Genomic DNA, 25,436 nt, shown 5'->3' with positions numbered 1-25,436 from the left:
ATCAGCTGCGCGTGAAAAAGGGCCGATCGCTGTGGTGGGTGGTGCATAGCTGGATTGGCCTCAAACTGTCGATCTTGCTGACCTTCATTCTGGCGACGGGCACCTTCGCCGTGTTCGCGCATGAAATCGACTGGCTGGCGACGCCCGCCATGCGGGTATCGCCCCGGTCTGAACCCGTCGCGTCCTGGGGGGCGTTGGCGCAGGCGGCGGCCCGCGCCGCGCCCGACGCCCGGCTACAGACGCTCTATGCGCCGATCGACCCCTGGTTCGCGGTCGAGGCCTGGGTCAGTCGTGGCAAGGGCGCGCCGGAGCGGGTCTATGTCGATCCGTGGACAGCAAAGGTTACAGGCCGGCATGGCTGGGCCAATGTCCATCGCTTCCTGCGGCAGGCCCATCGCCACCTGATGCTGCCGACGAAGATCGGCATACCGATCGTCTGTTCGCTGGCCCTCCTGCTGGCGGTATCTTTGGTGTCGGGCATGGTCACCTACAAGAAATGGTGGCGCGGCTTCTTCCGAGCGCCGCGCGGCGGCGATGGGCGGCGGATGACGGGCGACCTGCATCGCCTGATGGGTTTGTGGAGCCTGTGGTTCGTGGCGCTGATCACGCTGACGGGCCTATGGTATCTGGTGGAGACATTGGGCGGGAACGCCAGAGTGCCCAAAGTGCCGGACGTCGAGGCAAGTCCCATGCCGACCGGCGTTGCGCTGGACCGGCTGGTTGCCATAGCGCGCAGAGCTGATCCTGCGCTCGACGTTCGGGAAGTCTGCTTCACGCCCGACAATGGCGTAAACTTCCTGGGCCAGTCATCCGCCTGGCTGGTGCGCGATCGCGCCAATGCAGTGGTCGTCGATCCCGCGACGTCGCGCGTCGTTGCGCAGCTGGACGGACGCACGCTAAGCGCGCATCAGCGCATTTCCGAAATGGCCGATCCGCTGCATTTCGGCACCTTCGGTGGCCTGTGGACCAAAGTCATCTGGTTCCTGTTCGGCGCGTTGCTGACGGCGATGGCCGTCACCGGCACGATGATCTACGCAATGCGGCTGGCCAGATCGTCGCGATCCGACGTCGGCAGCCTGAAGATTGCCTGGCATGGCATGGGTGCCTGGGGATATGTCGGCGTTGCCCTCATTCTCCTCACCCTGATCCTGACGCCGGGGGCGATTGGGGGAGCGAGTTGAAGGAAGCGACCCTTCCCTGACCTTTAAGGAAAGGTTTTGCTCATCCAGGAGCGGACCAACAGCTTTCCCTTAAATCACTGCTGATGCCGATCCACTCCGTTTACTTGTTAATGCTGGCTACCGGTTTGCAAAGAGCCAGCCAGTGCTAAATTTCCGTACCTTCCGCCAAGGTCAGAGCATCCTCCACATCCACGCCAAGATATCGGACCATGCTTTCGATCTTCGTATGCCCGAGCAGTATCTGAACAGCACGAAGGTTCCCGGTCGCTTTGTAGATGATTGATGCCTTCGTGCGCCTTAGCGAATGGGTGCCGTAGTCCTCGCTAGGCAAGCCAATTCCCGCGACCCATTCATCGACTAGGCGGGCGTATTGGCGTGTGCTTATATGGGCGGCATGGTCGGTGCGGCTAGGAAAGGCATAGTCCTCAAGCGAGCCACCTCGCAATTCAAGCCATTTGAGGAGGCTGGCGCGAGCATCGTCCATCAGCTCAAACTGGACAGGCCTACCGGCCTTTTGCTGGACGACAGTGGCCCTCGTCCGGATTTTTCGATCGCAAACAATGTCGCTGATCCGGATTTTCACCAGGTCGCAACCGCGCAGTTTGCTATCGATAGCCAGTTCAAAAAGCGCTCGATCTCGAAGCCGCCGGTGTTGATCAAGAAAGAAACGTACTGCCCAAATCTGACGAGGTTTGAGCGCTCGCTTTGCGCCAACCTTGCGTCCAGCATTCCACGAAACTCGCTCGCGAGCCGCAGGATCAAATTCCGATAATCCCATGACACTTCTCCTATGGCCAGGATGGCCGACGGACGAACGTTTGAGAGCCATGTTGATTGCGCATCAGATGCGATTCTCGGCAGATGCATGGCGTCGATACGTTCAGCGGCGCAAAGCAAGCCTTCATCGTTCTGTAAAATAGAAAAGTAGGGACAGATTTATCCTACTGTTTCGATGCAATGCCGGGCCTTAAAGCTTCTTCCACGGCCGGAGCAACCCGGTGCTGCCCTTCAAAACGGAGACATGTCATGACCCTCACCGCCACACCGACCCCCGGCAAGTCGCTGATTTCCGGCAATGATCATACGCTGATCATGATCGACTTCCAGTCGCAAATGGCTTTTGCCACCAAGTCCATCTCCACCGAACTGCTGCGCAACAACGCCGCGCTGGTCGCCAACGCCGCTGCGGGCTTCAAGGTCTCCACCATCCTGACCACCGTCGCTGTCGACAGCTTTTCCGGCCCGATGTTCAGCGAGATTACTGACGCCTTCTCCGGCCAGACGCTGCTCGATCGCACGTCGATGAATACGTGGGAGGACGCTGCCGTCATCGACGAGGTCAACCGCATCGGCAAAGAGCGCTTGATCTTCGCAGGCCTGTGGACATCGGTCTGCATCGTCGGCCCTGTCGCTTCGGCCATTGACCAGGGCTTCGACGTCTATTTCATCGCCGACGCCTGTGGCGATATCTCTGAAGAAGCGCATGAGCGCGCGGTCGAGCGGATGATCCAGCTGGGCGCCAAGCCAATGACCTCGCTCCAGTATCTGCTCGAACTGCAACGCGACTGGGCGCGGACCGAAACCTATGACATGACCACCGGTATCGCGAAGAAGTGGGGCGGCGCCTACGGGCTGGGGATCACCTATGCCAAGACGATGTTCAACGCATCCGAAGCATACTGATCCAGTCTGGACGGCCGGGACCAATCCGGGCCGTCCCTTTCCCAATGTCTGCAAAGGAATTTTCCATGAGCAACTTCGTGACCACCGCCGACGGCGTCGACATCTTCTACAAGGACTGGGGCAGAAAGGACGCCCAGCCCATCATGTTCCACCATGGCTGGCCGCTCTCGTCGGACGACTGGGACGCGCAAATGTTGTTCTTCCTGTCGAAAGGCTATCGCGTCGTTGCGCATGATCGCCGCGGGCATGGCCGCTCAGCCCAAGTCGATTTCGGCCATGACATGGCCCATTATGCAGCCGACGCCGATGTAGTTGCGCAGCATCTGAACCTGCGCAACGCCATCCATATCGGCCATTCGACCGGTGGCGGCGAAGTAGCCGCCTATGTCGCCCGTCACGGCTTGCCGCAGGGCCGCGTCGCCAGGGCAGTGCTGGTAAGCGCGGTGCCCCCGATCATGCTGAAGACCGAGCGCTATCCCGGCGGCCTGCCGATGGATGTGTTCGACGGCCTGCGCGCCGGCCTCGCCGCCAATCGCGCTCAATTCTTCCGCGATGTCGCCGCCGGTCCCTTCTACGGCTTCAACCGCGAAGGCGCAGACGTGAAGCCTGCTATCATCGACAATTGGTGGCGTCAGGGGATGATGGGCAGCGCGCTTGCCCATTATGAAGGGATCAAGGCCTTCTCCGAGACCGACCAGACCGATGATCTGAAGGCGATCACCGTGCCGACGCTGGTCCTGCATGGCGATGACGATCAGGTCGTGCCTTATCGGAACGCCGGAGTGCTGCAGGCCGAAATCCTGCCGAACGCAACGCTCAAAATCTACCAGGGCTATTCGCATGGCATGTTGACCGTGAATGCAGACGTGCTGAACGCTGACATCCTCGCCTTCATCCAGTCCTGAGCCAAGACCAGGGAGAAAGGACATGAAAGCCTATTGTCTTGCGCTGGGCGCCGGGCTGATCGTCGGCATCGTCTATAGCCTGATGGGGGTCCGTTCTCCCGCTCCGCCGGTTATCGCGCTGGTCGGACTGGCAGGGATATTGCTGGGCGAACAGCTGATCCCGATCGGAAAGCGCCTCGCCAGCCTGCCCGAACTGACCCGCTTTGTGGCGACCGACTGCGCCCGTCATGTGCTGGGCGATCTGCCCGACAATCGGAGCCGCGATGCATGATGACCCGCAGACAAGCGCTTGCCAGCGCCGCCAGCCTCCCCGTCCTCACTGTCACCGAAAGTTTTGCTATGACCCCGACCGACCTCATCCTCATCAACGCCAAGGTCACGACCCTCGACCGCGAAAATCCGATGGCCGAGGCTGTCGCCATCAGGGGCGGCAAGTTCCTGGCGGTGGGGAGCGAGCAAGAGGTTCGCGCCGCTGCGGCCGCCGGAGCGACCGTCATCGATGCGAAGGGCCGCCGCCTCATCCCTGGCCTGATCGACAGCCACATCCACGTCATCCGCGGCGGTTTGAATTACAATATGGAGCTGCGCTGGGAAGGCGTGCCGAGCCTGTCCGAGGCGATGGCGATGCTCAAGCGCCAGGCGGAAAATACCCCACCGCCCCAGTGGGTCCGCGTCGTCGGCGGTTTTACCGAACATCAGTTCGCCGAAAAGCGCCTGCCCACCATCGCCGAGATCAACGCCGCCGCGCCCGACACGCCGGTGTTCATTCTCCACCTCTATGATCGCGCGCTGCTGAACGCCGCTGCGTTGCGCGCCGTCGGCTATACCAAGGACACACCCAACCCGCCGGGCGGCGAGATCGTCCGCGACGCGCAGGGCAATCCTACCGCGCTGCTGCTGGCCCAGCCCAATGCGACGATCCTCTATTCCACGCTCGCCAAAGGTCCGAAGCTGCCGCAGGATTATCAGCTCAACAGCACCAGGCATTTCATGCGCGAGTTGAATTCACTTGGCGTGACCAGCGTCATCGATGCGGGCGGCGGGTCGCAAAATTATCCCGACGATTATGAAGTCATCGACAAGCTGCACAAGGATGGCGAACTTACCCTGCGCATCGCCTACAACCTCTTCACCCAGAAGCCCAAGGAAGAGCTGAAGGATTTTGCCAGCTGGTCGACGCAGATCAAGCCGGGTGACGGCGACGACAGCTATCGTCACAATGGCGCGGGCGAGATGCTGGTCTATTCCGCTGCCGATTTCGAGGATTTCCGCGTCGCCCGGCCGGACATGGCCCCGGAGATGGAGGGCGATCTGGAGCCGGTCATCCGACTGCTGGCCGAGCGCCGCTGGCCATGGCGGCTGCACGCCACCTATGACCAGACGATATCCCGCGCGCTCGACGTGTTCGAGAAGGTGAACAAGGATATTCCGCTCGCAGGTCTCAACTGGTTCTTCGATCATGCCGAAACGATCAGCGATCGCAATATCGACCGGATCGCAGTCTTGGGCGGCGGCATCGCGGTGCAGCACCGCATGGCGTTCCAGGGCGAATATTTCGTCGAACGCTATGGCGCGAAAGCGGCCGAGGCCACCCCGCCGATCAGGAAGATGATGGCAGCGGGCGTACTCGTGGGCGCCGGCACCGACGCAACCCGCGTTGCGAGCTATAATCCATGGGTCTCTCTGTCCTGGCTGGTAACGTCGAAAACGGTCGGCGGCCTTACCCTCTATCCTGTCCGCAACCGGCTAGACCGCGAAACGGCCCTGCGGCTGTGGACGGAACGCAACACATGGTTCTCCAACGAGGTGGGCAAGAAGGGGCAGATCAAGACCGGGCAACTGGCCGACCTCGCGCTGCTGTCCGACGATTATTTCAGCGTGGCGGAGGACGAAATTGCGCATCTGCGTTCAGTCCTGACCGTGCTGGGTGGCAAGATCGTCTATGGCGAAGGCGATTTTGGCCCGTTGGCCCCGGTTGCGCCCAAGGCGATGCCCGACTGGTCGCCGGTCGCGACCTTTCGCGGCCATTATCGCCGCGACGAAACGGCGCAGAAGCTGGCATCGGCTTGCGGTTGCGCCTCGTCGTGCCATGTCCATGGCCACGACCATGCCGCCGCATTGGGTGCGAACCTCCCAGCCGCCGACGTCCAGAGCTTCTGGGGATCGCTCGGCTGCGGTTGCTGGGCCGTATGAACGCCTGAACGCGCCCCTCCCCGGAATGGGAGGGGCCAGGAAGCCAACCCATTCCAGTCAACGCGCGGTGATCGACACCGCGCGAATGGAGGAGAATTGCCATGTCCCTCGACAATCCCCGCTTCGTCGCCTTCATGCTCGACTGGCCCGGCACGGCCTTCCTCGCCCGCCTTGCGCTGACTGGCCCTTATCTGCTCGGCGGCATCATGAAGGTCACCGACTGGCAGGGCGCGGTTGCGGAGCAGGCGCATTTCGGGATGCAACCCGCAGCACTCTTCGCCGCCGCAACGATCGCCGTGGAACTGGTCGGCCCAGTCCTCATCCTCGCCGATCGGCTAGCGTGGCTGGGTGCCGGGATGCTGGGCGTGTTCACACTGCTGGCGGCGATGGTCGCCAACGCCTTCTGGGGGATGGACGGGCAGGATCGCTTCATGGCGACCAATGCCTTTTTCGAACATCTGGGGCTGATCGGCGGGTTCGTGCTGGTCGCCATCCTCTCGCCCCGGCGGCGGCGTGCGCGTGCGTAGTCTGCTGTTCCTGCTGGCCTGCGTCGCGATGCCCGCGATCGCGCAAAGCGGAGAACCGTGGCAGCCGCCCACGCTCACCAATACCCGCTATGAGGAGGATTGGGGCAGACTGGCCGATCCCGCCAACCGCGACGGACGCTGGACCGAGGCTTTCAAATATATCCCGCTGGGCGGCGATGCCTGGCTCTCCACTGGCATCGAACTGCGCGCCCGCAGCGAAAGCTATCGCGACAATTTATGGGGTGGGGCAGATGCGCCGAACAACAGCTATCTCTGGCTGCGCGCCATGCCCTATGCCGACCTGCATGTCGGCAAACTCCGGGCCTTCGTTCAGCCGATCGCAGCTTATGCCGTCGGCGTGGACCCTCCGCCGGCCCGATCGACCAGAGCCGCGTCGATTTGCTACAGGGATTTGCGGAGGCGCAGATCGGCCCGGTCACGTTGCGGGCCGGACGGCAGATGCTTTCGCTCGGCACGGAAAGGATCGTGGGCACACGTTACGGTCCCAACGTCCCGCTCGCCTTCGATGGTGCGCGCGCCGATGTGCGGATCGGCCGGGTGATTATCAGCCTGATGACGGTGAGGCCGGTTCAGCCCGGCCTCGCCAGTTTCGATGATGCCACCTCCAGAAAGAAGGCCTTGAGGGGCGCTTATGCCGCGCTCCCTGGATTGGACGTTTACTATCTGGACTATCGCAATCGGGTAGCCGGTTTTGGTGGGACAAGCGGGCACGAGCGTCGGCACAGCATCGGCCTGCGTTCTCACGGCAAGCGCGGCAACTGGCGCTGGAATGTCGAGGGTGTCTATCAGTTCGGTGCATATGACGGGCAGCCTATTGCCGCCTGGACGGTTGGCACCGAGATCGGTCGTGACTTCCCGACACTTCCGCTCTCGCCGGCCGCCACCCTGCGCTTCAACATTGTCAGCGGCGACCGCGATCCGGCGGATGGTCATCTCGGCACCTTCAACGCGCTGTTCCCCAAGGGCAAATATTTCGGCGAACTATCGCCGGTCGGTCCGACCAACATCGTCAGCGTCAATCCGCGTGTCGGCTTCGATCTGGGCGGCGGCGTGTGCGCTAGCGTCGCGGCCATGGCCTATTGGCGCTACAGCCGGGGCGATGGCGTTTACGATATACCCGGCAACCTGATCCGTGCGGCAGGGGACAGGGACGCGCGCTTCATCGGCAAGGAGGCCGAAGCAACACTGGCCTGGCAAGCCAGCCCGGAATGGGAATTGTCCACGTCGGTTTCCGCCTTCGCGCCGGGTGCCTTCATCGGGCAGACCGGCCCAGCGCGCACGATCCTGATGCTGGGGCTGGAAAGCAATTTCCGCTTCTGATCTTTTCCGATTTATCGAACATATCGAGCGACCTTATCCGACTGACACAGCAGCTTCCGGTCCGTTACGCCCCTCTCAACCGAATATCTGTTGCAGGAGACCGCCATGACCCCGTCCAAGCCCACCGTCTCCCCCTTGCCCTGGCTGCTGCTTTTGCTCTCCGTCACCACCGGCCTTGTCGATGCCATTTCGGTGCTTGGCCTTGGCAAGGTGTTCACCGCCAATATGACCGGCAATATCGTGTTCCTGGGCTTCGCTGCGGCGGGCACGGCAGGCTTCCGCGTTGCTCCCTATCTGGCCGCGATCGCTTCCTTCATGATCGGCGCGCTGGTGGCCGGGCGCGTGGGCAAGCATCATGCCGGACTGCCGCTGCGCCGCTGGCTGATGGTCGCCGCGCTGGTGGAAGCGGCGCTACTGTGGATCGCAGCCGGTGTCGCTGTCGGCTTTGATGTCGCCAGCCAGTCGCCGGGCTACAAGGTCTTTGCGATTATTGCCCTGACCGGCCTAGCCATGGGCTTTCGCAACGCGACCATCCGGCAGTTGAAGGTCCCAGACCTGACGACCACAGTCCTGACGCTGACGATCACCGGCCTTGCCGCCGATTCCAGTCTGGCGGGCGGCGCGAACCCCAATTGGGCGCGGCGCGTCGGCAGCATCACGGCGATCTTCCTGGGCGCGGCCATCGGCGCGTGGCTTGTCACCCATGGCGGCCTCGTCCTGCCGCTGCTGCTGGCTGGCTTCCTTGTCCTCGCGGGAACGCTGGCCTGCATGATGCATCCCGCCGCGAGCGAAAGCGCTGCCACCTAATCGCCCAAAGCGCGCTCGATCCGCCGGTCGGGCGCAAGCCAGGGTAGCAGGACGATGATGTAGAGCGCAATCGCCACCGGCCGCGCGAAAAAGGCGGCCGGTACGGCAACGGCGTAAAGGGCGAGCGTGATCTTGCCTTTGCGATCCGACCCCACCGCGCGCGCCAGCGCCGATTGCGCGCCGTTGCAAGCGATGATCGCCCGCTCGGTCATTTCGTATCCGATCGCCGCCATTGCCAGCACTACGCCATAGGAGGCCGTGGCCATCGCGGAAAAGCCGCTCGCATCGAGCCAGCGAATGACGAAGGGAACGAGGCTGAGCCAGAACAGCAGGAACAGATTTGCCCACAGCACCTTGCCATCGATCCGGTCGGCCGCGTGCAGCAGATGGTGATGGTTGTTCCAGTAAAGTCCGACATTGATGAAGGAGAGGATATAGGCGAGCAGGATCGGCAGACTGTCTGACAGCGCGGCCAGACTGCCATCGCGCGGCACCTTCAGTTCCAGCACCATGATCGTGATGATGATGGCGACGACGCCGTCGGTGAAGGCCTCCAGCCGACCGGACGACATACCGCCACCGCTGCGCGGCTCAGACATCGCCCATACCCTCCAGCGCTTTGTCATTCTCTCCCAGCGCAACGAACTGGTCGAGCAGCCAGGAAGCGGCTGGCCCCGGCGGCGTATCCCGACGCCACACGCCTGCAAACCGATACATGCCGCCCGTGTGATCGGGCATGGCGAGCCTTGTCAGCGATCCGTCGATCAGGTCCGGTTCGATCATCGGCAGCGGCATGTTGCCCCAACCAATCCCCTCGCGCAGCAGTGCGTGCTTGGCACCCAAATCCGCCAGACGCCACGTTTTGGGGCTCATCACTGAATAATCCTGTCCCTCGGTAAAGCGGGAACGGTCGGTCAGCACCAGTTGCGTGTATTCGCGTCCCGCGCCGGGGGGTATCCGCTCGATCCGGCCTAGCGGATGATCGGGTGCTGCGACCGGCACCATCGGCACGGACCCAGCCGCGACGCATTCCACACCTTCGACACCGGCCGCCAAAGGCCCCGATATGCCGACGACCGCCTGCCGGTCCAGCACCATCGCCGTAATCGCGCCCAGCGCCTCGACATGCAGGCGCAACTGCACAGTCGGGAATTCGGCGGCGAAGGCGCGCAGCACCTTGCCAAGCCGCTCGGACGGCAGCATCACGTCGACGGCAAGATCGACCTCCGCCTCCAGCCCATCGAGCAAGCCTTTCACCTTCGCCCGCAGCCCGTCCATGCCGTGCGATATGCTGCGTGCTTCCGCCAGCAACGCCCGGCCAGCGACCGTCAGTACGGGCTTGCGCGTGCCCTCCCGCTCGAACAGCATCAGGCCAAGCTGCGCCTCCAGATTGGCGATGCCATAGCTGATGACCGACACGGCGCGGTTAAGCCGCCGCCCGGCAGCGGCAAAACTACCCGTATCCACGATCGTCAGAAATATGCGCAGTTGGTCGAAGGTTGGCGTGCCTGGCCTGTTCACTTTTCGATTTCCTCGAACGTTTCGTCGGCTTTTATCCCTCTGAGCAGGCAGGCACGCAAGCGATAAAAGCATCTCCAAGAGGGCGGCCGTTGCCACCCATATTGGAGATATCGACATGATCGAACTACGCCCCTTTGACAGCCTTGGCGGTGCCAATCATGGCTGGCTCGACGCCAAGCATCATTTCTCGTTCGCGGGTTATCACGACCCTGCCCGGATGCACTGGGGCAATCTGCGCGTGTGGAACGACGACACGATTGCGCCCCAGACCGGCTTTCCCCCGCACCCCCATCGTGACATGGAAATCATCACCTATGTCCGCGAAGGCGCGATCACTCATGAGGATAGCCTGGGCAATAAGGGCCGGACCGAAGCCGGTGACGTGCAGGTCATGAGCACGGGCACCGGTGTGCGCCATAGTGAATATAATCTGGAGGACGTGACCACCAGGATCTTCCAGATCTGGATTGTCCCCACCCGCGCTGGTGAAGCACCCAGCTGGGGTGCCAAACCCTTCCCCAAAGACGAACGATCTGGCCATTTCGTGACGCTTGCGTCAGGCTATGAGAAGGATAACGACGCCCTGCCGATCCGCACCGATGCCCGCATCGTCGCGGCGACATTGAAGGCCGGTGAAAGCGCCGAATATCCGCTGGGCCGGGACCGCAAAGCCTATCTGGTGCCCGCCACCGGCGCGATCATGATCGATGACGTCCGCGTCAACGCCCGCGATGGCGCTGCGATCAGCGACCTCGACATGCTCTGCGTGACAGCGATCGAAGACAGCGAAATCATACTAGTCGACGCTGCGTAATGAAAGGACGGCGTCAGCGTGCCTTGCCTGCGCGCTGACGCCAGACGCGCATTTCACTGCAACCCTTAAGCGTGCAAGGTCAAGATCGATGAAACTCTGCCGCCCGGGGGGCGCGTTACCGCGCCTTACCGGGCGCAGGTCATGGCTCTGACATTTGATCCTGACGCGACAAGGGATGCGGTGACAAGCTCACTTATCGCTGCGCTCAATGTCGCAGCGCCATAGGGTTTTGACAAAACACGCAGATGCGCTTGTCCTTCGCCAACAAGCTGTTCACTATGTCCTGTGGCGAGGAGGACCGGCAGCCCGGGCATCCGAATGTGCAATTGTCGCGCAAGATCGATGCCGCTCAGTCCCGGCATGACGATATCGGTAAAGACAAGATCGAACGATTGTTCCTGAAGAAGCGCAAGTGCTTCCGTCGCGCCACGCGCGCACACCGTCTGGCAACCCAGATCGTCCAGCAACTGTTCTGCGAAGTGGAGGACCTGGATATTGTCTTCGACCAGAAGGACCCTGATGCCTGGAGGTATGGAGGCCGGCTCGCCTTTCTGCTGGATCGCCGCTGGCGTCTTGTCGACCTTGGGAAGTATGATCGTAAGGGTGGTGCCCGATCCCAATCGTGAATCAATCCGGGCAACGCCGCCGGCCTGGGCCGCAAAGCCATGGATCTGGGATAATCCCAGCCCCGTTCCTGCCCCGACAGGTTTGGTCGTGAAGAAGGGTTCAAAGACGCGGGCGAGCGTTTCCCTCGTCATACCAGTGCCGCTATCTGTGACGTCTATGGCTACCGCGACATGCCCTTCGTATACAGTGTCCCGGGTTTCGATGAGGAGATCCCCACCCTCCGGCATCGCGTCGCGGGCATTCACCGCAGCGTTCAGGACCGCTGTTTCCAATTCGGTAGGGTCCACTTCCACTCGGGCGTCTTTCGCCGATGTCTTCACCGCCAGGACGATACCGCTGCCAAGAGACCGGGATAGAATATCAGCCCAGGCATCGAGATGGACGTTGAGGTCGATAACCTCCGGACGGATGGCACGGCGCCGGCTGAATGCAAGAAGGTGGGCGGTGAGGGTAGACGCCCGCTCAACCGTTGTAGCAATATTATCGATATAGCGCGCTCGTTTCTCCTCTGGCAGATCGACTTTTCGGAGCATCTCGGCCGCACCGCCGATGACCGTCAAAAGATTATTGAAATCATGGGCAACCCCGCCAGTCAGTTCACCAATCGCCTGGAGCTTTTGTGCCTGAAGCAGCGCGCTGCGGGTTTCTTCCAGCTCCTCCTGTGCCTGGCGTTTGTCGGTCGCGTCACGGGTGATCTTGGCGAAGCCGACATGGTTTCCCTCTTCGTCATAAATCGGATCGACCAGCACATTTGCCCAAAACAGCGTGCCGTCCTTGCGAACGCGCCAGGCCTCTGTCTCATATTTTCCCTCCGCGAGGGCCGTCGCCAACGCTCGTTCGGGTGCGCCCGCGTCCCGGTCATCCTGGGTGTAGAAAATGGAGAAATGCTTGCCCACTACCTCGTGGGAAACGTAGCCCTTGATCGCTGCGGCGCCGGTGTTCCAGTTGGTGATGATACCGTCGGTATCCAGCATGTAGATCGCGCAATCCTTGACCCCCTGAAGAAGAAGTCGAAAGCGCTGTTCCGCCTGAAACAGAGCAAGTTCTCTCTCGCGGCGTTCGGTGATGTCGCGACTGATTTTGGCAAAGCCGATCAATTCGCCGGCATCATTCCTGATAGGATCGATTACTGAATTGGCAAAGAAGCGGCTGCCGTCCTTCCTGACCCTCCAGCCCTCAGCTTCGAAACGCCCCTCTTGCGCTGCTACGCGCAACGCCTGCTCTGGCAGACCGGAATTGCGATCCTCCTGAGTGAAGAAGCAGGAAAAATGCTGCCCTATGATTTCGTCAGCACTGTAGCCCTTGGCTTTTTGCGCACCGCTGTTCCATGTCGTAATCCGACCTTCCGGATCCAGCATGTAGAGGGCGTAGTCCATAACTGCGTCGACGAGCAATTTGAATTTTGCGTCGGCTTCGCCCGGCATATAAGAATTCGTCAAGCGACATCCTCACCAAGCCCCCCGGCTGGTACCCCGGACTTAAGTCCATATCGGATAATCGCAGGGTTTGGCAAGGCAATTCAAAGCCGCTTGCTCCAGGTTAAAGGCCTGCCTCTATGGCTATCCTGATCGCCTCTGTGGACGTCTGAACACCCAGGCGCTGCACCAGGGCACCACGGTGCATCTTGACGGTCTTGATGGAAAGACAAAGGCTTTTTGCGATCTCGGCATGACGCATGCCGCGCGCCATTTGTTCAAGGACCTTCAGCTGCTGGGGGGTTAAGTCGGCTGACCTGGCCCTGGCGATGCCTGAATCTTGGACTTCGCCATCTACCTTCAATTGGGTTCCAATGAAAAAGGCGAGGCACCCGCTCTCGTCATAAACAGGCGCAATCATCACGGCATTGTGGAATGCTTGACCATCTTTACGGTAGTTGATCAGAGTGACAAGTGCCGGACGTCCCGCTTCGATAGCCTGGCGCAACAAGGCCCGGGATGTAGGGCAGGTCCCCGCCCCGGAGAGCAAACGGCAGTTCTGTCCGATTATGTCGGACTCTGCATAGCCGCTCAACCGCTCGAAGGCATCATTGACCGCAATGATGGCGTTTCCAGCTGGACACCCGCAAAAACCGGCTAAATGAAGGGAGGGTTGCGCTGATGGCGCAATGACCAAGGTGCAGCGTGCTTTACTTGGCCCTTTTGGTCATCGGATGGGCCATTTTACGGGCGTCTACGGGTTTCAGGGCAGACTCATGCTGTGACGGCACGTCGTTCGTGGAAGATCAGGCGGTCGAAGTTGTAGGCGAGATTGGCCAAAGTGAGTTTCGCCTCAGCGCGCTTGATGCCGATGGTACGGATGAACAGCCCGAACCGGTTTTTCTGATGCGCAAACACATGCTCGACCCTGGCCCGGATCGCAGACTTTGCCGCATTGGCGCGAGCGGTGGCCTTGGGCATCGGCTTTCCCTTTGGCTTGCGACGGTGGATGCGACTGGTCAGCATGCGATCAGCCAGCCATGTTTCGTTGGCCTTGGAGCGGTATGCTGTGTCGGCCCAGACCTCGCTGCTGCTATTTTCCGCGATCACATGGCGCAACATGCGCCCATCGGCATGGGCCGCCGAAGTGACCTCACCGGCACGAATGAACCCATAGCGGCGATCTATGCTGATATGGCTTTTATAGCCGAATACCGGCAAGGCGATCATCGGTAGCGGCTTACCATCCTTGTAGCGGACCTTCCCGCCGATCTTGAGTGTCCAGCGCGCATCTGTGTCCTTCTGTGCCGCCTTGGCCGGGTCGTCGGGCCAGATATCCTGTGCCGATTTGCCATCCTTGATGGCCTGCCGCTCATCATCGGTATTGCGCTGCTTGGGCGCGGGCACCAGGCTGGCATCAATGATCTGGCCGGACATGGGGATGTAGCCCTTCTTGTGCAGTTGCCAGTCGAAGGCCTTCATCACCCGTTTGAGCGTTCCGGTTTCCGTCATCCGGTTGCGAAAATGTCGGATGGTGCTTTCGTCGGGGGTGCGATCGCCGAGTGCAAAACCCAGAAACCGCATCCAACTCAGCCGGTCGCGGATCATATACTCCATCCGCGCATCCGACAGATTGTGCTGGGCCTGCAAAATCAGGATCTTGAACATGGCGACAGGATCAAACGGCGGACGGCCACCCTTGCCCCCATCGCCATAACCCAGCCCCTCGACCAGCCAGTCCCGAAAATACTCAAAATCTACCGTCCGTTCCAGCATCTCAAGCGGATCACCGTGACGGCTCAGCATCTCAAGGTGGTCGTTCAGACTGAAAAGGGACTTCGGATCCATCACAGATCGCCTCCAATGGCTACCCGCTCAATGAATCATCAATGCACCAAATCCGCCAGAGTTTTTGCGGGTGTCCAGATGGCAACCGCGGCGCGCACGATATCCATCGCCACCAGAAAGGCGCGGCGCGGCAGGCGATCGGCAAAAGCGCCGACAATGGGCGCTACGCCGATATAGGCGATCATCTTGATCGCGAGCGCCGTCCCCAACACCGCCCCGGCATTGCCGCCGGCTATGTCATAGGCCAGCAGACCGAGCGCCACGGTCGCAAGGCCGGTTCCCACCAATGCGATGACCTGCGCACAGAAAAGATGGCGATAGGTGCGATTGGCGAGCACGGAAAGCAAGGGCGACTCCAGCGAATCCATATCCTCCAGGGGGGATATGCAGATCGTTGCAATATCCTCCCCAGGGGGATAGGTAAAGGCTGTGACGCTGAGGAATTTTCACGAGTGACCATCGAGCATCGGCATGACAGCCATCCCGCGATCGTAAAGCGGCTGAACCGTGCGGGTGGCCATCTGCGCAGCATCGACGAGATGATCGAAAGCGGACGCCCCTGTGCAGACATTGCCCAGCAACTCCAGGCAGTCGAAAAGGCGATCGTCAGCGCCAAGAAGGCACTGATCCACGATCATCTCGACCATTGCCTCAGCCACACTCAGGCGACGGAAGGCATGGGTTCGGCCGTCGAAGAATTTCGCACGATCTCGAAATATCTTTAAACGCTGCCGACCTCAGCTGGCCCCGACCGCTATCGCCTGCGCATAGCGCCGGTCGGCCGCCTGCCAGTCGAGATTACGGAACCAGGCGTCGAGATATTTGGCGGCTTGCGTGCCATAATCCATGTGAAAACTATGCTCGTACATGTCGAGGGCAAGGATCGGGACGCCGGCGGCCGCACCATGCATATGGTCCCAGGCCCAATGATTGTGCAGCGAGCGGGTATGCAGATTATAGGCGAGGATCACCCAGCCTGAGCCACCGGCCAGCGACAGGCCCGTGCGCCGGAAATCCTTCTCCCATATCTCGAACGACCCCCAGGCTTTGGCGAGCGCGGCGCGAATGGAGCCAGCGGCCTGGCCGTTGCCGCCAAGCCCATCGAAATATATCTCATGGAGAATGACCGATCCGGTCCGATGCAACTCCTCGCGCTTGAGGCCACCATAGAGGACCGGCGGCATGTCGGCATCGGTCAGCGCGGCGGCGATCCGGGTTTCCACCATGTTGAGGGTCTTTACCGACCCGATATAATTATTCTCCCAATGCGACCGGATGAGGCGCTCCGACAGCCCGTCCAGCTTCGCCGGATCGAAGCGCAGCGGCTTGGGCTGGTGCGTGCCGGCAAAGGCTGGCGGCAAGGCGGCGGGCGGCGCGGCGACTTGCCCGCTTGCCGTATCGGTGGTGGCCATGGCCAAAGCGCCTGCTCCCAGGGTTTGAAAGGCGGTACGACGAGAGACATCAACCATGTTTGCAGATCCTTTCAGAAAGTGAGGGTGTAGATCGCACCAAGCGTCGCGCAGCCCGCGAGAACCGGCAACACGCCCAACTTGAACCTGAAGATGGCCACCGCCGCGGCGAGCGCCAGCACCACGGCGGCAACATTGATCGAGGCTGGAACAGGCACATCGAAGCTGCCAGTCGGCGAGCGGACCGCCATCGTCTGGCCAAACAAGGTGTGGATCGCGAACCAGATGGCGAGGTTGAAGATGACCCCCACGACCGCCGCGGTGATGGCGGTCAGGGCTGCCGACAGCGCCTTGTTGCCCCGCAGCCGCTCGATGAAGGGCGCACCTGCGAAGATCCACAGAAAGCAGGGCACGAACGTCACCCAGGTCGTGAGGATCGCGCCCAGCGTCGCCGCCAGCAGGGGCGCCATCGTGCCCGCATCGCGAAAGGCGGCCAGAAATCCGACGAACTGCGTCACCATGATGAGCGGTCCTGGCGTCGTTTCCGCCATGCCCAGGCCATCGAGCATTTCGCCGGGGCGCAGCCAGCCGAAAGTGCCGACCGCTTCCTGCGCGACATAGGCAAGAACGGCATAGGCGCCGCCAAACGTCACGACCGCCATCTGGCTGAAGAAAGTGGCGATGTGGGTGAACACATGGTCCGGCCCCAGGATTAGGAACAACCCGGCCACGGGCGCCAGCCAGAGGAACGACAGGATGGCGCATATCCGCACCGACCACCCCAGATTGGGTCGCGCATGGTCGGGCAAGGCTTCACCCAGCGCGGTGTCCCGGTCATGGACGATATCGCCCCCGGCAGGACCATGACCGCCGCCGCCCTTGAATTGGGGCAGGCCACTTCGTCCGCCGATATAGCCGCCCACGCCCGCCGCCAGAACAATCAAGGGAAAGGGTGCATCGAGAAAGAAGATCGCGACAAAGGCCGCGACGGCAATACCTCGCATGACATTGTTCTTGAGTGCGCGTGATCCCACGCGCACCACCGCCTGAACCACAACGGCCAGCACAGCGGCCTTCAACCCGAAGAATATGCCCTCGATCAGCGGCAACTGGCCCAGCAGCACATAGAGGTAGCTCAAGGCCAATATGGCGAGAAAACCGGGCAGGACGAAGAGCGCTCCGGCGATCAGCCCACCGCGCGTCTTGTGCAACAGCCAGCCGATATAGATGGCAAGCTGCTGCGCCTCCGGGCCGGGCAGCAACATGCAATAGTTGAGCGCATGGAGAAACCGTTCCTCGCCGATCCAGCGCTTCTCCTCGACCAATATTCGGTGCATCACCGCGATCTGGCCAGCCGGTCCGCCAAAACTCAACGCGGCGATGCGCGCCCAGATGCGGGTCGCCTCCCCAAGCGGGATGCCATGATCGCTCGCTTTCGGCCCAGATGGATTGGCGAGCATGGAGCCGGTTGCGGTCATCGGTCTGCCTTTCGGTTCGAGAAATAGGCGTGGAACTGGTTCAGCGCGTCGCTGGCCGTCGCGATGCGTTGCAGGTCATCGTCGGTTGAGGCGCAGACGCCCGACAGCATCGCGCCAAGGCCCGCCGTCTCTGGCCGCGCGAACTTGCCGTCGGCAATATCCAGGTCGTGAATGATTTCCGCGATGGCGACGAGCGCCGGATCATCGGTCAGGCAGCCGCGCGCGACGAGGGTCTCGAAGCTGCAATTTTCGCCCTCATGGGTGAACTCTGCATCCGCCATGTCGAAGCGCAGCTCATCCTTTTGCGGCGCGTAGCTGCGGCCGTCGACGAAACGGAAGGTCGCATCCGGGTCGATGAAGCGGCGGATCAACCAGGCGCAGGCGATACGATCGACATGGACGCCGCTGCGCGTCACCCATGTCCTGCCCTTCAGATCGCGCGGCAGGTCGGCGGCCGGTTCGTCGCGACTGACGTCGGGATGCTGATAGCGTTGCCGATCGAGATCCGCCAACGCCGCCTGCGCCTGCTGCCGCCCATGCGCGCCGAAAAAGTCGAGTTGGACGACATCCGCCATCCGCTTCTGGAGCTTGGCGATATCGGCGCCGCTGGCAGGGCCTGTATCGATCAACAGCCGCGCCGCCTGGGCTATGTCATCATAGTCGGAGTTGCGTGCGGCGTCGAACATGGCGCGGATATCACCGTCGCTCTGGCCGCCCAGCATCCGCGCCTCGATGAGGGTCGCCTCGCCGCCGCCATCGATGATCTCGGCCATCAGACCGCGAAACGCCGCGTCATGTTCGTCCCGAAGAGGCAGGACATGCACCGCATTTTTGAGCGGCACCGCACCGATCGCCTGCAAGCGACGCCAGATTTTCACCCGCAGATAGGGCGGCTTGACGGGAAGCTGGTGCAGCAGGGCGAGCCAGATGGAGGGTTCTCTTGCCGTCATGATAGAACATATATATCATCTGATTTGCATTAAAGGAATATATATATCTTATGCCGATTGCTCCTGCCCGGTTGCCTGTTTTGTTGACGTCCTGCCTTGCGCTTAGCCTGCCGTCCGCCGCAATGGCCGATGAAGCGCCCGACGGCATCACCGTCAGCGGGGCGATCCGCGTCCGCTACGAAGTGATCGAAGGACAGGCGCGCGCGGGCTTTAACGCAAGCGACGACCTACTCAACGTCCGCACGAATATTCTCGCCGAATACAGGACGGGCGATGTGCGCTTCGGCGTCGAGCTGTACGATAGCCGCGTGTTCGGCCACGATGCCGGCACGCCGGTCACGGTTGGAGAAGTGAATGCGCTGGAGCCGGTCCAGGCCTATGTGGCCGCCGACATCCTGGTGCCCTTCGGCAAGGGGTCGAAACTGACTCTGACGGCGAGGCGTATGATGCTGAACCTGGGATCTCGGCGTCTCGTCGCAGCCGATGACTATCGCAACACTACCAACGGCTATACGGGCGGGCGCGCCGATCTGGTCATGCCGCAGGGGATCAAGGCGACGATGATATACACCCTGCCGCAGGTCCGGCTGCCGGACAGTCCGCAAGATCTCCGCGACGCCAGGGTCAAGCTCGACAGGGAAAGTTTCGATCTGGTCCTGTGGGGGGGCCTGATGACGAAGAGCAACATCCTAGGATCGGCGATGGGCGAGATCAGCTATTATCATCTTGGCGAACGCGATGCGCCGTGGCGTCCGACGCGCGATCGTTCGCTCGATACGTTCGGGGTTCGCATCACCGCGGAGCCGCGTGTTGGGGAATTCGATTATGAAATCGAAGCCCTTTTCCAGACCGGGGCCATCAGTGCGTCGCTTGCGTCCGTGGCATCGCGCCAGTCGGTCAGCGCCGACTTCCTTCACGCCGACATCGGCTATAGTTTTGCAGGAGTATGGAAGCCCCGACTCTCTGTGGAATTCGACCGCGCCAGCGGCGACCGGCGTGGCGGGAGCTATGGGCGTTTCGACACGCTGTTCGGCATGCGCCGGGCGGACCTGGCTCCAGCGGGTCTATACAATGCGATCGCCCGCACGAACATCATGACGCCTGGCATCAGGCTGGAGGCCACGCCCAGCAAGCGCCTCGATGCCTTTGCGGTGTATCGGGCGATGTGGTTGGCCGTCAGCGAGGACAGCTTTGCAGGGACTGGGGTGCGCGATGCATCGGGACGGTCCGGGGATTTTGCCGGCCATCAACTGGAAGCACGGCTGCGTTACTGGCTCATTCCAGTGCGGTTGCGCTTCGAATTTGAGGGACTGCTGTTGGCCAAGGGCCACTTCTTGCGCGACGCGCCTAACGCGCCATCGGGGCGCTGGACGAAATATGGATCGTTCAACCTGACCGCCAGCTTCTGATAGGTTGGATCTGTCAGATGATGTCGCGAAGATCGGCTGACGAGGGTCGACCCATCGCGGAGGCAAAGGCTGACTTTCTGTTCCCATTGCGGACGGATTGTTATCTAAGGTGCCGTGCCGTGCCGTGCCGTGCCGTGTCGCGGCTTCGAGCCAGAGCCAACTTGCGAATTAGTGCCATCTTGTTAGGACAAGCCGGGATAAGGGAGTGGCGTTTGAGCAGCATCAACATCAAGCGGGCGGTGGAAAACATCCGCTCTGGTACCACGGTGTACACGCCCGTGATCGAGTTGATCGTCAACGCCATCCAAGCGATCCGTGTCGCGAAGCCAGTAGGCGGCCAGATCAAGATCACGATCCTTCGTGATGGCCAGGTCGATCTCATTGAGCGGATTGCCTCTGTAGATGGCTTCATCGTGGAGGACGACGGCGTCGGCTTCGACCAAGACCACAGAGATTCGTTCGACACGCTCTACAGCGGCCTGAAGGCCGGACAGGGCGGCAAAGGCTTCGGCCGCTTCACCTGCCTGAAGTATTTCGAACGCTTCGATGTGGAAAGTGTGTTCCGCGATGGCGATGTACTGCGTGCGCGTTTCTTCGAGATGGGAATGCTGACCGACATCATCATCAACGAGCGGGTCTCTGACACGACGGCGACATCGACCGGCTCGAAGATCACCATCAGCGGTTCGAAGACGGTGAAGTTCTCTGACAAGTCCCTCGATGTCATCGCGCGCGTGCTGGTCGAGCGTCTGCTGCCCTATTTTATTGATCCTAAGGCAGAATGCCCGCGGATCGTGATCGTCGATGAGAAGGACGGCGTTCCGATCGTACTCAACGACTATCTGACGCAGGAGAATCGGCAGATCGTCGAGCTTGGCGTTGGCGAACCTGAAATCGTCATCGCCGCTAACGACGAGACCGAGACCTTCAGCGTGCGGGTCTTCAAATTCTATGCCCCCCGCATGAGCAAGAGCAAAATCGCACTTGTCGCACACCGGCGAGAGGTGACCGATGTCGCGATTCAAACGCACATCCCGGAATTCGCGGATGAGTTCTACGATAGCAGTGAAAGCGATGGAACGCGGCGCGACCGCAACTATGTTATCAAAGCGTACGTGTTCGGCGAATATCTCGACCGGAACGTGTCACTCGAGCGCGGCGCCTTCAACTTCCAGCGCGAAACCGACATGTTCTACGGAATCTCGCAGACTCAGATCGAGGCGCGGGCGGCCGAGGTTGCAAGCGACGCGATGGGACCAGAGATTCTGATCCGTAAAGAGCGCAAGGCCGCTAGGATCGAGGACTACATAGCCACCCAAGCACCTTGGCATCGCGCGCTCAGCCGCGAAACCGACTTCTCCTCATTGCCGATGAAACCCACGCCGCAAGACATCGAGCTGCACCTTCAGACGGTCAAGTTCGCGCGCGAAATGGAGACGCGGGCGCAGGTCCAGCAGATACTTTCCAGCGAAGACCCGAACACGCTTCACCAGCAGGTGGCCGATGTCGTGGCTAGCATTTCCCAGACAAGCAAAAATGACCTGATCCATTACGTCTCCATGCGGAAGTGCGTGCTCGACCTGTTTGGGAAGGCGCTGGAGACGGACAACGAAGGCAGCTACCAGTCCGAAGGTGATGTCCACGACATCATCATGCCCAGGCGCAAGGACTCAGATGTGCTCGACTATGAACATCACAACCTGTGGATCCTAGACGAGCGCCTCAACTTCGCCGACTATGTGGCTTCAGACATCCCGATCAACGGCGCGCGGACGGACCGCACTGACATCTCCATCTTCAACCGGCGGATCGCCTTCCGTGGCGATAACGAGCTGAGCAACCCCATCACGATCTTCGAATTCAAGAAGCCGCAGCGCCACGACTTCGCCAACACCTCGTCTGACGACGATCCGGTCCAGCAGATCATCCGCTACGTCAATCAATTCAGGGACGGGAAGTTCAGAACGCCGAAAGGTCGTGACATCCTCGTCTCCGACAACACGACTTTCTATGGCTATGTGGTCTGCGATCTGCCCCGCAAGGTGTCTAATTGGCTTCACAACGAGAAGCAGTTCACGGTCATGCCCGACGGCCTAGGCTATTTTCAGTGGTTTCCGAACATCCGTTTGTACATGGAGGTATTGAGCTGGACGAAGGTGCTCGCCGACGCAGAGATGCGGAACAAGGTCTTTTTCCACAAGCTGGGGATTTGAGCCTACGCACAACTCCGCCCAAGGGCAATTTAGCTGAACTATTGTGACGACACGAATGTCGGCTTTGAGCACAGAGCACGAACCCGCTCCGCGGGAGGGTCGCTTGGGGTGACGTAGCGTAGTATTGTTCAGGCTTTGCGAGCGGCGATGTCGCCTTGCGACCGGGGAGTTCCTTCAACGGAAAGGAACTCACCATGGATGCCATCACTTCCCCGAACCCGAAGAATTCTCTGCGCGAGCGTATGTTGCAGGACATGACGATGCGTGGCTTTGGGGAGCACACGCAGAAGGACTATATCCGGCACGTCCGATCATTTGCCGCGTTTCTCGGTCGGCCTCCCGATACGGCTACGATCGAAGACCTCCGGCGCTTTCAGATCGATCAGCATGAGCGGGCTGTTGGTCCAGCAACCATCAATGGGGCCGTATCGGCACTGCGTTTCCTGTTCAGTATAACTCTCAAGCGACCGGAGATGGGTAAGCGCCGACGGAAGGCGGCCTTGTTGCCGGCATCGGAATAGGAAAGCTCGCGGCCTTTGAGGAGGTGTGAGCATGGACATCGAGCAGTCAAACGAGCCTCGTATGAGCGGTCGCGGTGATGGCGGAGCGCTTGTACGGGTGGAGCGGCGTCGGAACTGGAGCGACGAGGAGAAGCTGGCGATCCTGAAGGAGACGACGGTGCCGGGGGCGATCGTCTCGGCCGTGGCTCGGCGGCACAGCGTTGGAACAGGCCAGCTTTATACCTGGCGCAAGCAGCTGCTTCGCGGGGCGATGGCGGGCTTCGTGCCTGTCGAACTGGCATCGTCTTCTCCGTCGGCCAAAGCTCGGCAGCCAGGGCGGATTGAGGTTCGAGGGCGGTGCGGCCTGACGGTGTTGGTTGATGGCGAGGTCGATCGGGCCGCCCTGAAACAGGTGCTCGATGTCTTGCGGGAGCTGGATCATTGAGCCTGGCTTTCCCGCCTTCGACGAAAATCTATCTGTCGCTGGCGCCGTGCGACATGCGCAAGGGGTTTGATGGGCTGTCGGCGCAGGTGCGCAATATTCTTCAGCTTGATCCCTTCTCGGGGGCGGTTTTCCTGTTCCGCGGGAAAAGGGGCGACAGGTTGAAGGCTCTGGTCTGGGACGGCTCAGGGCTATGCGTGTATGCGAAGCGTCTCGAGCGCGGAAAGTTTGTTTGGCCACGTGCCCATGAGGGTGCGCTGCGGCTGTCGGCAGCCCAGCTTGCGATGTTGCTCGAAGGCATGAACTGGAAGCAGGCGATCGTCCACGACGAGGTCATCACGCCGAGGCTCGCATAGCCAAAAAGATCAGGAAAGCCGCCATTTTATGTAGGATTTACCGTGGGCTTGGGCTATTATCGGTGGCATGCGGTTCGCCCTTGATCGCCTTCCCACAGACCCAGTCCTCCTGCAGAAAATGCTGCTGGAGATGGCCGATGCCATGGAGCAGGAACGGGCCGAACGGAGGGCCGCGGAAGCCACGGTCAAAGCCCAGACCTTGCGGATCGAAAAGCTCGAGCATCGCGTCGCGCGGCTGCTGCGCGTCCAGTTCGGTCGTAGCTCAGAGAAAATGGATATCGCCCAGCTGCGGCTGATGTTCGAGGAGGTCGAGGCACCGCAACCCGCCAACGATGAGGTGGCGGCACCGTCTGTGGCGAAATCGGCCCGCAAATCCGGCGGCCGTGTTCCGCTTCCTGCGCACTTCCCGCGTCATACAGTCGATCATCAGCCCAGCCCGTGCAGTACCGGTTGTAACGGGCCGTCAGTACAGATTAACGAGGCTGTCACTGAGGTTCTCGACTATGTCCCGGCGCGCTTCCGGGTCATTCGCCACGTGCGACCAAGACTGGTGTGCCGGTCCTGCGAACAGATCCGCCAGGCCCCCGCTGTCGATCTGCCACTCCCCAAGGTGATGGCGAGCAGCAGCTTGCTGGCCCATCTCGTCGTCAATCGCTTTGTCGATCATCAGCCCTGGCATCGGCAGTCGGTGATCTTCCGCCGCGTGGGACTCCACATCGATCGGGACGTGATGAGCCGCTGGGCCCGAAAACTGGCATGGCTGCTGGCGCCGCTGGGTGAGCGGCTGTTCGCCTATATCCGGGAAGCCGCCAAGATCCACGGTGACGACACGCCGGTCACGCTGCTGGGCAATGGCGATGGCAGCCGGACTGGGCACTTCTGGGTATATCTGCGTGATGACCGCTCCAGCGGCGATATGAGCCCGCCTGCCGTGGTCTTCCGCTTCAGCGCCGATCGTGGCGGAGCGCATCCGGCAGAACATCTCGCCGACTATCGGGGGTATCTACAGGCAGACGGCTTTGCCGGGTACAACGCACTTTACCGTGACCCCAAGACCAAGGCGCCCAGGGATATCGTCGAAGTGGGATGCTGGAGCCATTATCCAGAGCATGGTTTTATCTGGGATATTTTGGGATATAGTCCGTGCTTGCCGGAGATTTCGGCGCGCTGGGCTCCAGATAAAAGCCGCGACCTTGCTGTTGGCGGCCGCCGCGTGCGGGGGCGAAGTTGCAGATACCATTGCGTACCAGGTCGACGATCGAGGACTATGTCGCCACACAGGAGTGGCGGCGCGCGCGACTGTCGCGCTGCCCGCTCCACCCGAACGGTGGCTGTGCATTTCGGCGTCACGGCAGTTATGCGCGCCTGACCAGCCCGGGTGTACGGATCGCTCGCTGCTATTGCCCACAAGGGCGCATAACATTCAGCTTGCTCCCGGATTTTCTCGCCGCTCGCCTGCCCGGTTCGCTTGCCGCGATTGATCGCAGCGCTGGGATCGCCGCGTCGGCGCGGAGCATGGAAGCCGCCGCAGACGCAGCACGCGGGCCCGATATTTGCCTTCCAGGCGCGGTGCGCTGGCTTCGCCGCCGTGTGGTCGCGGTGCGCAGATCCGTTGCCGCCGTTGAAGTGATGGCGCCCCAGCTGGCAAGGCCGGGCTTGCCGGTGGGTGACGTTCCGGCCCTTGCAATGCTTCGCCGAGCTCTTTCCCCGCAGCTGTTGCACTGCATTCCGGCGCCCCTGGGATTCCGGCCTATCCAGAGGATTGGCAGTGGCGACGCCGCCGGTGGCTCTTGCCAACACGATGCGGGGCGTGATCA

Annotated in this window: 25 protein-coding genes and 1 pseudogene; 16 read left to right on the top strand and 10 right to left on the bottom strand. The window is 61.3% G+C overall.

Features of this window, described 5'->3' with window-relative positions:
* Positions 1–11 precede the first annotated feature (11 nt).
* A complete protein-coding gene (locus tag IWY39_RS18090; protein WP_331274487.1) occupies positions 12–1,181 on the top strand; it encodes a PepSY-associated TM helix domain-containing protein in 1,170 nt (389 codons plus the stop codon).
* Positions 1,182–1,326: 145 nt separating this feature from the next.
* Here IWY39_RS18090 and IWY39_RS18085 read toward each other — a convergent pair whose 3' ends face one another.
* A complete protein-coding gene (locus IWY39_RS18085; RefSeq protein WP_107125250.1) occupies positions 1,327–1,959 on the bottom strand; it encodes a tyrosine-type recombinase/integrase in 633 nt (210 codons plus the stop codon).
* A 248-nt stretch (positions 1,960–2,207) separates the two neighbouring features.
* Between IWY39_RS18085 and IWY39_RS18080 the strand changes: the two genes are divergently transcribed.
* The 7 genes and pseudogenes from IWY39_RS18080 (at position 2,208) to IWY39_RS18050 (ending at position 8,637) form a co-directional block, all read left to right on the top strand.
* Positions 2,208–2,864, top strand: a complete 657-nt coding sequence (locus tag IWY39_RS18080) for an isochorismatase family protein (RefSeq protein WP_107125251.1) — start codon at positions 2,208–2,210, stop codon at positions 2,862–2,864.
* 65 nt (positions 2,865–2,929) lie between these two features.
* Positions 2,930–3,769 (top strand): alpha/beta fold hydrolase, encoded by an 840-nt coding sequence (locus IWY39_RS18075; RefSeq protein WP_107125285.1) that lies wholly within the window; start codon positions 2,930–2,932, stop codon positions 3,767–3,769.
* 22 nt (positions 3,770–3,791) lie between these two features.
* Positions 3,792–4,040: a DUF1427 family protein gene (locus IWY39_RS18070; RefSeq protein ID WP_107125252.1), complete on the top strand. Its 249-nt coding sequence runs from the start codon at positions 3,792–3,794 to the stop codon at positions 4,038–4,040.
* Positions 4,037–5,962 carry an amidohydrolase gene (locus IWY39_RS18065; protein ID WP_107125253.1) on the top strand — a complete coding sequence of 642 codons (1,926 nt, stop codon included), beginning with the start codon at positions 4,037–4,039 and terminating at the stop codon, positions 5,960–5,962. Before IWY39_RS18070 ends, IWY39_RS18065 begins: the two co-directional genes overlap by 4 nt.
* Before the next feature lie 101 nt (positions 5,963–6,063).
* Positions 6,064–6,489 (top strand): DoxX family protein, encoded by a 426-nt coding sequence (locus IWY39_RS18060; protein ID WP_107125254.1) that lies wholly within the window; start codon positions 6,064–6,066, stop codon positions 6,487–6,489.
* A gap of 28 nt (positions 6,490–6,517) precedes the next feature.
* Positions 6,518–7,830 (top strand): annotated as a pseudogene (locus tag IWY39_RS18055) (alginate export family protein).
* Positions 7,831–7,935: 105 nt separating this feature from the next.
* Entirely contained in the window at positions 7,936–8,637 is a 702-nt protein-coding gene (locus tag IWY39_RS18050) for a YoaK family protein (RefSeq protein ID WP_107125255.1), read from the top strand.
* Here IWY39_RS18050 and IWY39_RS18045 read toward each other — a convergent pair.
* Complete coding sequence (locus IWY39_RS18045; RefSeq protein WP_229380667.1) at positions 8,634–9,236, bottom strand: TMEM175 family protein; 603 nt, start codon at positions 9,234–9,236, stop codon at positions 8,634–8,636. The genes IWY39_RS18050 and IWY39_RS18045 overlap by 4 nt on opposite strands.
* Positions 9,229–10,158 carry a LysR family transcriptional regulator gene (locus IWY39_RS18040; RefSeq protein ID WP_107125257.1) on the bottom strand — a complete coding sequence of 310 codons (930 nt, stop codon included), beginning with the start codon at positions 10,156–10,158 and terminating at the stop codon, positions 9,229–9,231. Before IWY39_RS18040 ends, IWY39_RS18045 begins: the two co-directional genes overlap by 8 nt.
* A 115-nt stretch (positions 10,159–10,273) precedes the next feature.
* Here IWY39_RS18040 and IWY39_RS18035 point away from each other — a divergent pair, with 115 nt between their 5' ends.
* Positions 10,274–10,972, top strand: a complete 699-nt coding sequence (locus IWY39_RS18035; RefSeq protein ID WP_107125258.1) for a pirin family protein — start codon at positions 10,274–10,276, stop codon at positions 10,970–10,972.
* Between the two features lie 125 nt (positions 10,973–11,097).
* Here the strand turns inward: IWY39_RS18035 and IWY39_RS18030 are convergent, their stop codons facing one another.
* The 4 genes from IWY39_RS18030 to IWY39_RS18015 all read right to left on the bottom strand — a co-directional run bounded on the left by IWY39_RS18030 (position 11,098) and on the right by IWY39_RS18015 (position 15,230).
* A complete protein-coding gene (locus IWY39_RS18030) occupies positions 11,098–13,023 on the bottom strand; it encodes a hybrid sensor histidine kinase/response regulator (RefSeq protein WP_107125259.1) in 1,926 nt (641 codons plus the stop codon).
* A 115-nt stretch (positions 13,024–13,138) separates the two neighbouring features.
* Entirely contained in the window at positions 13,139–13,711 is a 573-nt protein-coding gene (locus IWY39_RS18025; RefSeq protein ID WP_107125260.1) for a PAS domain-containing protein, read from the bottom strand.
* 77 nt (positions 13,712–13,788) lie between these two features.
* Positions 13,789–14,862, bottom strand: coding sequence for an IS5 family transposase (locus IWY39_RS18020; RefSeq protein WP_107125142.1), 1,074 nt, complete (start codon positions 14,860–14,862; stop codon positions 13,789–13,791).
* A 38-nt stretch (positions 14,863–14,900) separates the two neighbouring features.
* Positions 14,901–15,230: a hypothetical protein gene (locus tag IWY39_RS18015; RefSeq protein ID WP_443020000.1), complete on the bottom strand. Its 330-nt coding sequence runs from the start codon at positions 15,228–15,230 to the stop codon at positions 14,901–14,903.
* A gap of 84 nt (positions 15,231–15,314) precedes the next feature.
* Between IWY39_RS18015 and IWY39_RS24145 the strand changes: the two genes are divergently transcribed.
* On the top strand, positions 15,315–15,587 hold the full coding sequence (locus tag IWY39_RS24145) for a metal-sensing transcriptional repressor (protein ID WP_229380669.1): 273 nt from the start codon (positions 15,315–15,317) through the stop codon (positions 15,585–15,587).
* A gap of 12 nt (positions 15,588–15,599) precedes the next feature.
* Here the strand turns inward: IWY39_RS24145 and IWY39_RS18005 are convergent, their stop codons facing one another.
* The 3 genes from IWY39_RS18005 to IWY39_RS17995 all read right to left on the bottom strand — a co-directional run bounded on the left by IWY39_RS18005 (position 15,600) and on the right by IWY39_RS17995 (position 18,699).
* Positions 15,600–16,274 (bottom strand): superoxide dismutase, encoded by a 675-nt coding sequence (locus IWY39_RS18005; RefSeq protein ID WP_181316779.1) that lies wholly within the window; start codon positions 16,272–16,274, stop codon positions 15,600–15,602.
* 71 nt (positions 16,275–16,345) lie between these two features.
* Positions 16,346–17,749 carry a chromate efflux transporter gene (gene chrA, locus IWY39_RS18000; protein ID WP_181316780.1) on the bottom strand — a complete coding sequence of 468 codons (1,404 nt, stop codon included), beginning with the start codon at positions 17,747–17,749 and terminating at the stop codon, positions 16,346–16,348.
* Positions 17,746–18,699: a chromate resistance protein ChrB domain-containing protein gene (locus IWY39_RS17995; RefSeq protein WP_107125263.1), complete on the bottom strand. Its 954-nt coding sequence runs from the start codon at positions 18,697–18,699 to the stop codon at positions 17,746–17,748. The genes chrA and IWY39_RS17995 overlap by 4 nt, the downstream gene beginning before the upstream one ends.
* 50 nt (positions 18,700–18,749) lie before the next feature.
* Here IWY39_RS17995 and IWY39_RS17990 point away from each other — a divergent pair, with 50 nt between their 5' ends.
* The 6 genes from IWY39_RS17990 (at position 18,750) to tnpC (ending at position 24,988) form a co-directional block, all read left to right on the top strand.
* Complete coding sequence (locus IWY39_RS17990) at positions 18,750–20,108, top strand: alginate export family protein (RefSeq protein WP_107125264.1); 1,359 nt, start codon at positions 18,750–18,752, stop codon at positions 20,106–20,108.
* A gap of 212 nt (positions 20,109–20,320) precedes the next feature.
* A complete protein-coding gene (locus IWY39_RS17985) occupies positions 20,321–22,321 on the top strand; it encodes an ATP-binding protein (protein WP_107125265.1) in 2,001 nt (666 codons plus the stop codon).
* A 194-nt stretch (positions 22,322–22,515) separates the two neighbouring features.
* Positions 22,516–22,842, top strand: coding sequence for a site-specific integrase (locus tag IWY39_RS17980; protein WP_231377794.1), 327 nt, complete (start codon positions 22,516–22,518; stop codon positions 22,840–22,842).
* 31 nt (positions 22,843–22,873) lie between these two features.
* Positions 22,874–23,266, top strand: coding sequence for an IS66-like element accessory protein TnpA (tnpA, locus tag IWY39_RS17975; protein WP_107126048.1), 393 nt, complete (start codon positions 22,874–22,876; stop codon positions 23,264–23,266).
* Positions 23,263–23,619: an IS66 family insertion sequence element accessory protein TnpB gene (gene tnpB / locus IWY39_RS17970; RefSeq protein ID WP_409994392.1), complete on the top strand. Its 357-nt coding sequence runs from the start codon at positions 23,263–23,265 to the stop codon at positions 23,617–23,619. Before tnpA ends, tnpB begins: the two co-directional genes overlap by 4 nt.
* Positions 23,620–23,737: 118 nt before the next feature.
* Positions 23,738–24,988 (top strand): IS66 family transposase, encoded by a 1,251-nt coding sequence (gene tnpC / locus IWY39_RS17965; RefSeq protein WP_196871669.1) that lies wholly within the window; start codon positions 23,738–23,740, stop codon positions 24,986–24,988.
* Positions 24,989–25,436 lie beyond the last annotated feature (448 nt).

The organism is Sphingobium sp. JAI105 (assembly GCF_015752145.1).
Lineage (GTDB): Bacteria > Pseudomonadota > Alphaproteobacteria > Sphingomonadales > Sphingomonadaceae > Sphingobium > Sphingobium xenophagum.
The sequence above is the reverse complement of the archived record's forward strand: the minus strand, read 5'-3'. Positions and strand labels throughout refer to the sequence as shown.

What these genes read in the sequence shown, in the direction of transcription:
- IWY39_RS18085 (WP_107125250.1), bottom strand. Translation starts at nt 1,959, where the DNA reads ATGGGATTATCGGAATTTGATCCTGCGGCTCGCGAGCGAGTTTCGTGG.
- IWY39_RS18080 (WP_107125251.1), top strand. Translation starts at nt 2,208, where the DNA reads ATGACCCTCACCGCCACACCGACCCCCGGCAAGTCGCTGATTTCCGGC.
- IWY39_RS18030 (WP_107125259.1), bottom strand. Translation starts at nt 13,023, where the DNA reads ATGCCGGGCGAAGCCGACGCAAAATTCAAATTGCTCGTCGACGCAGTT.
- IWY39_RS18005 (WP_181316779.1), bottom strand. Translation starts at nt 16,274, where the DNA reads ATGGCCACCACCGATACGGCAAGCGGGCAAGTCGCCGCGCCGCCCGCC.
- IWY39_RS17995 (WP_107125263.1), bottom strand. Translation starts at nt 18,699, where the DNA reads ATGACGGCAAGAGAACCCTCCATCTGGCTCGCCCTGCTGCACCAGCTT.
- IWY39_RS17990 (WP_107125264.1), top strand. Translation starts at nt 18,750, where the DNA reads ATGCCGATTGCTCCTGCCCGGTTGCCTGTTTTGTTGACGTCCTGCCTT.
- IWY39_RS18060 (WP_107125254.1), top strand. Translation starts at nt 6,064, where the DNA reads ATGTCCCTCGACAATCCCCGCTTCGTCGCCTTCATGCTCGACTGGCCC.
- IWY39_RS18050 (WP_107125255.1), top strand. Translation starts at nt 7,936, where the DNA reads ATGACCCCGTCCAAGCCCACCGTCTCCCCCTTGCCCTGGCTGCTGCTT.
- IWY39_RS18075 (WP_107125285.1), top strand. Translation starts at nt 2,930, where the DNA reads ATGAGCAACTTCGTGACCACCGCCGACGGCGTCGACATCTTCTACAAG.
- IWY39_RS18065 (WP_107125253.1), top strand. Translation starts at nt 4,037, where the DNA reads ATGATGACCCGCAGACAAGCGCTTGCCAGCGCCGCCAGCCTCCCCGTC.
- chrA (WP_181316780.1), bottom strand. Translation starts at nt 17,749, where the DNA reads ATGACCGCAACCGGCTCCATGCTCGCCAATCCATCTGGGCCGAAAGCG.
- IWY39_RS18035 (WP_107125258.1), top strand. Translation starts at nt 10,274, where the DNA reads ATGATCGAACTACGCCCCTTTGACAGCCTTGGCGGTGCCAATCATGGC.
- IWY39_RS18020 (WP_107125142.1), bottom strand. Translation starts at nt 14,862, where the DNA reads ATGGATCCGAAGTCCCTTTTCAGTCTGAACGACCACCTTGAGATGCTG.
- IWY39_RS17980 (WP_231377794.1), top strand. Translation starts at nt 22,516, where the DNA reads ATGGATGCCATCACTTCCCCGAACCCGAAGAATTCTCTGCGCGAGCGT.
- IWY39_RS18045 (WP_229380667.1), bottom strand. Translation starts at nt 9,236, where the DNA reads ATGTCTGAGCCGCGCAGCGGTGGCGGTATGTCGTCCGGTCGGCTGGAG.
- tnpC (WP_196871669.1), top strand. Translation starts at nt 23,738, where the DNA reads ATGCTGCTGGAGATGGCCGATGCCATGGAGCAGGAACGGGCCGAACGG.
- IWY39_RS18070 (WP_107125252.1), top strand. Translation starts at nt 3,792, where the DNA reads ATGAAAGCCTATTGTCTTGCGCTGGGCGCCGGGCTGATCGTCGGCATC.
- IWY39_RS18015 (WP_443020000.1), bottom strand. Translation starts at nt 15,230, where the DNA reads ATGGATTCGCTGGAGTCGCCCTTGCTTTCCGTGCTCGCCAATCGCACC.
- tnpA (WP_107126048.1), top strand. Translation starts at nt 22,874, where the DNA reads ATGGACATCGAGCAGTCAAACGAGCCTCGTATGAGCGGTCGCGGTGAT.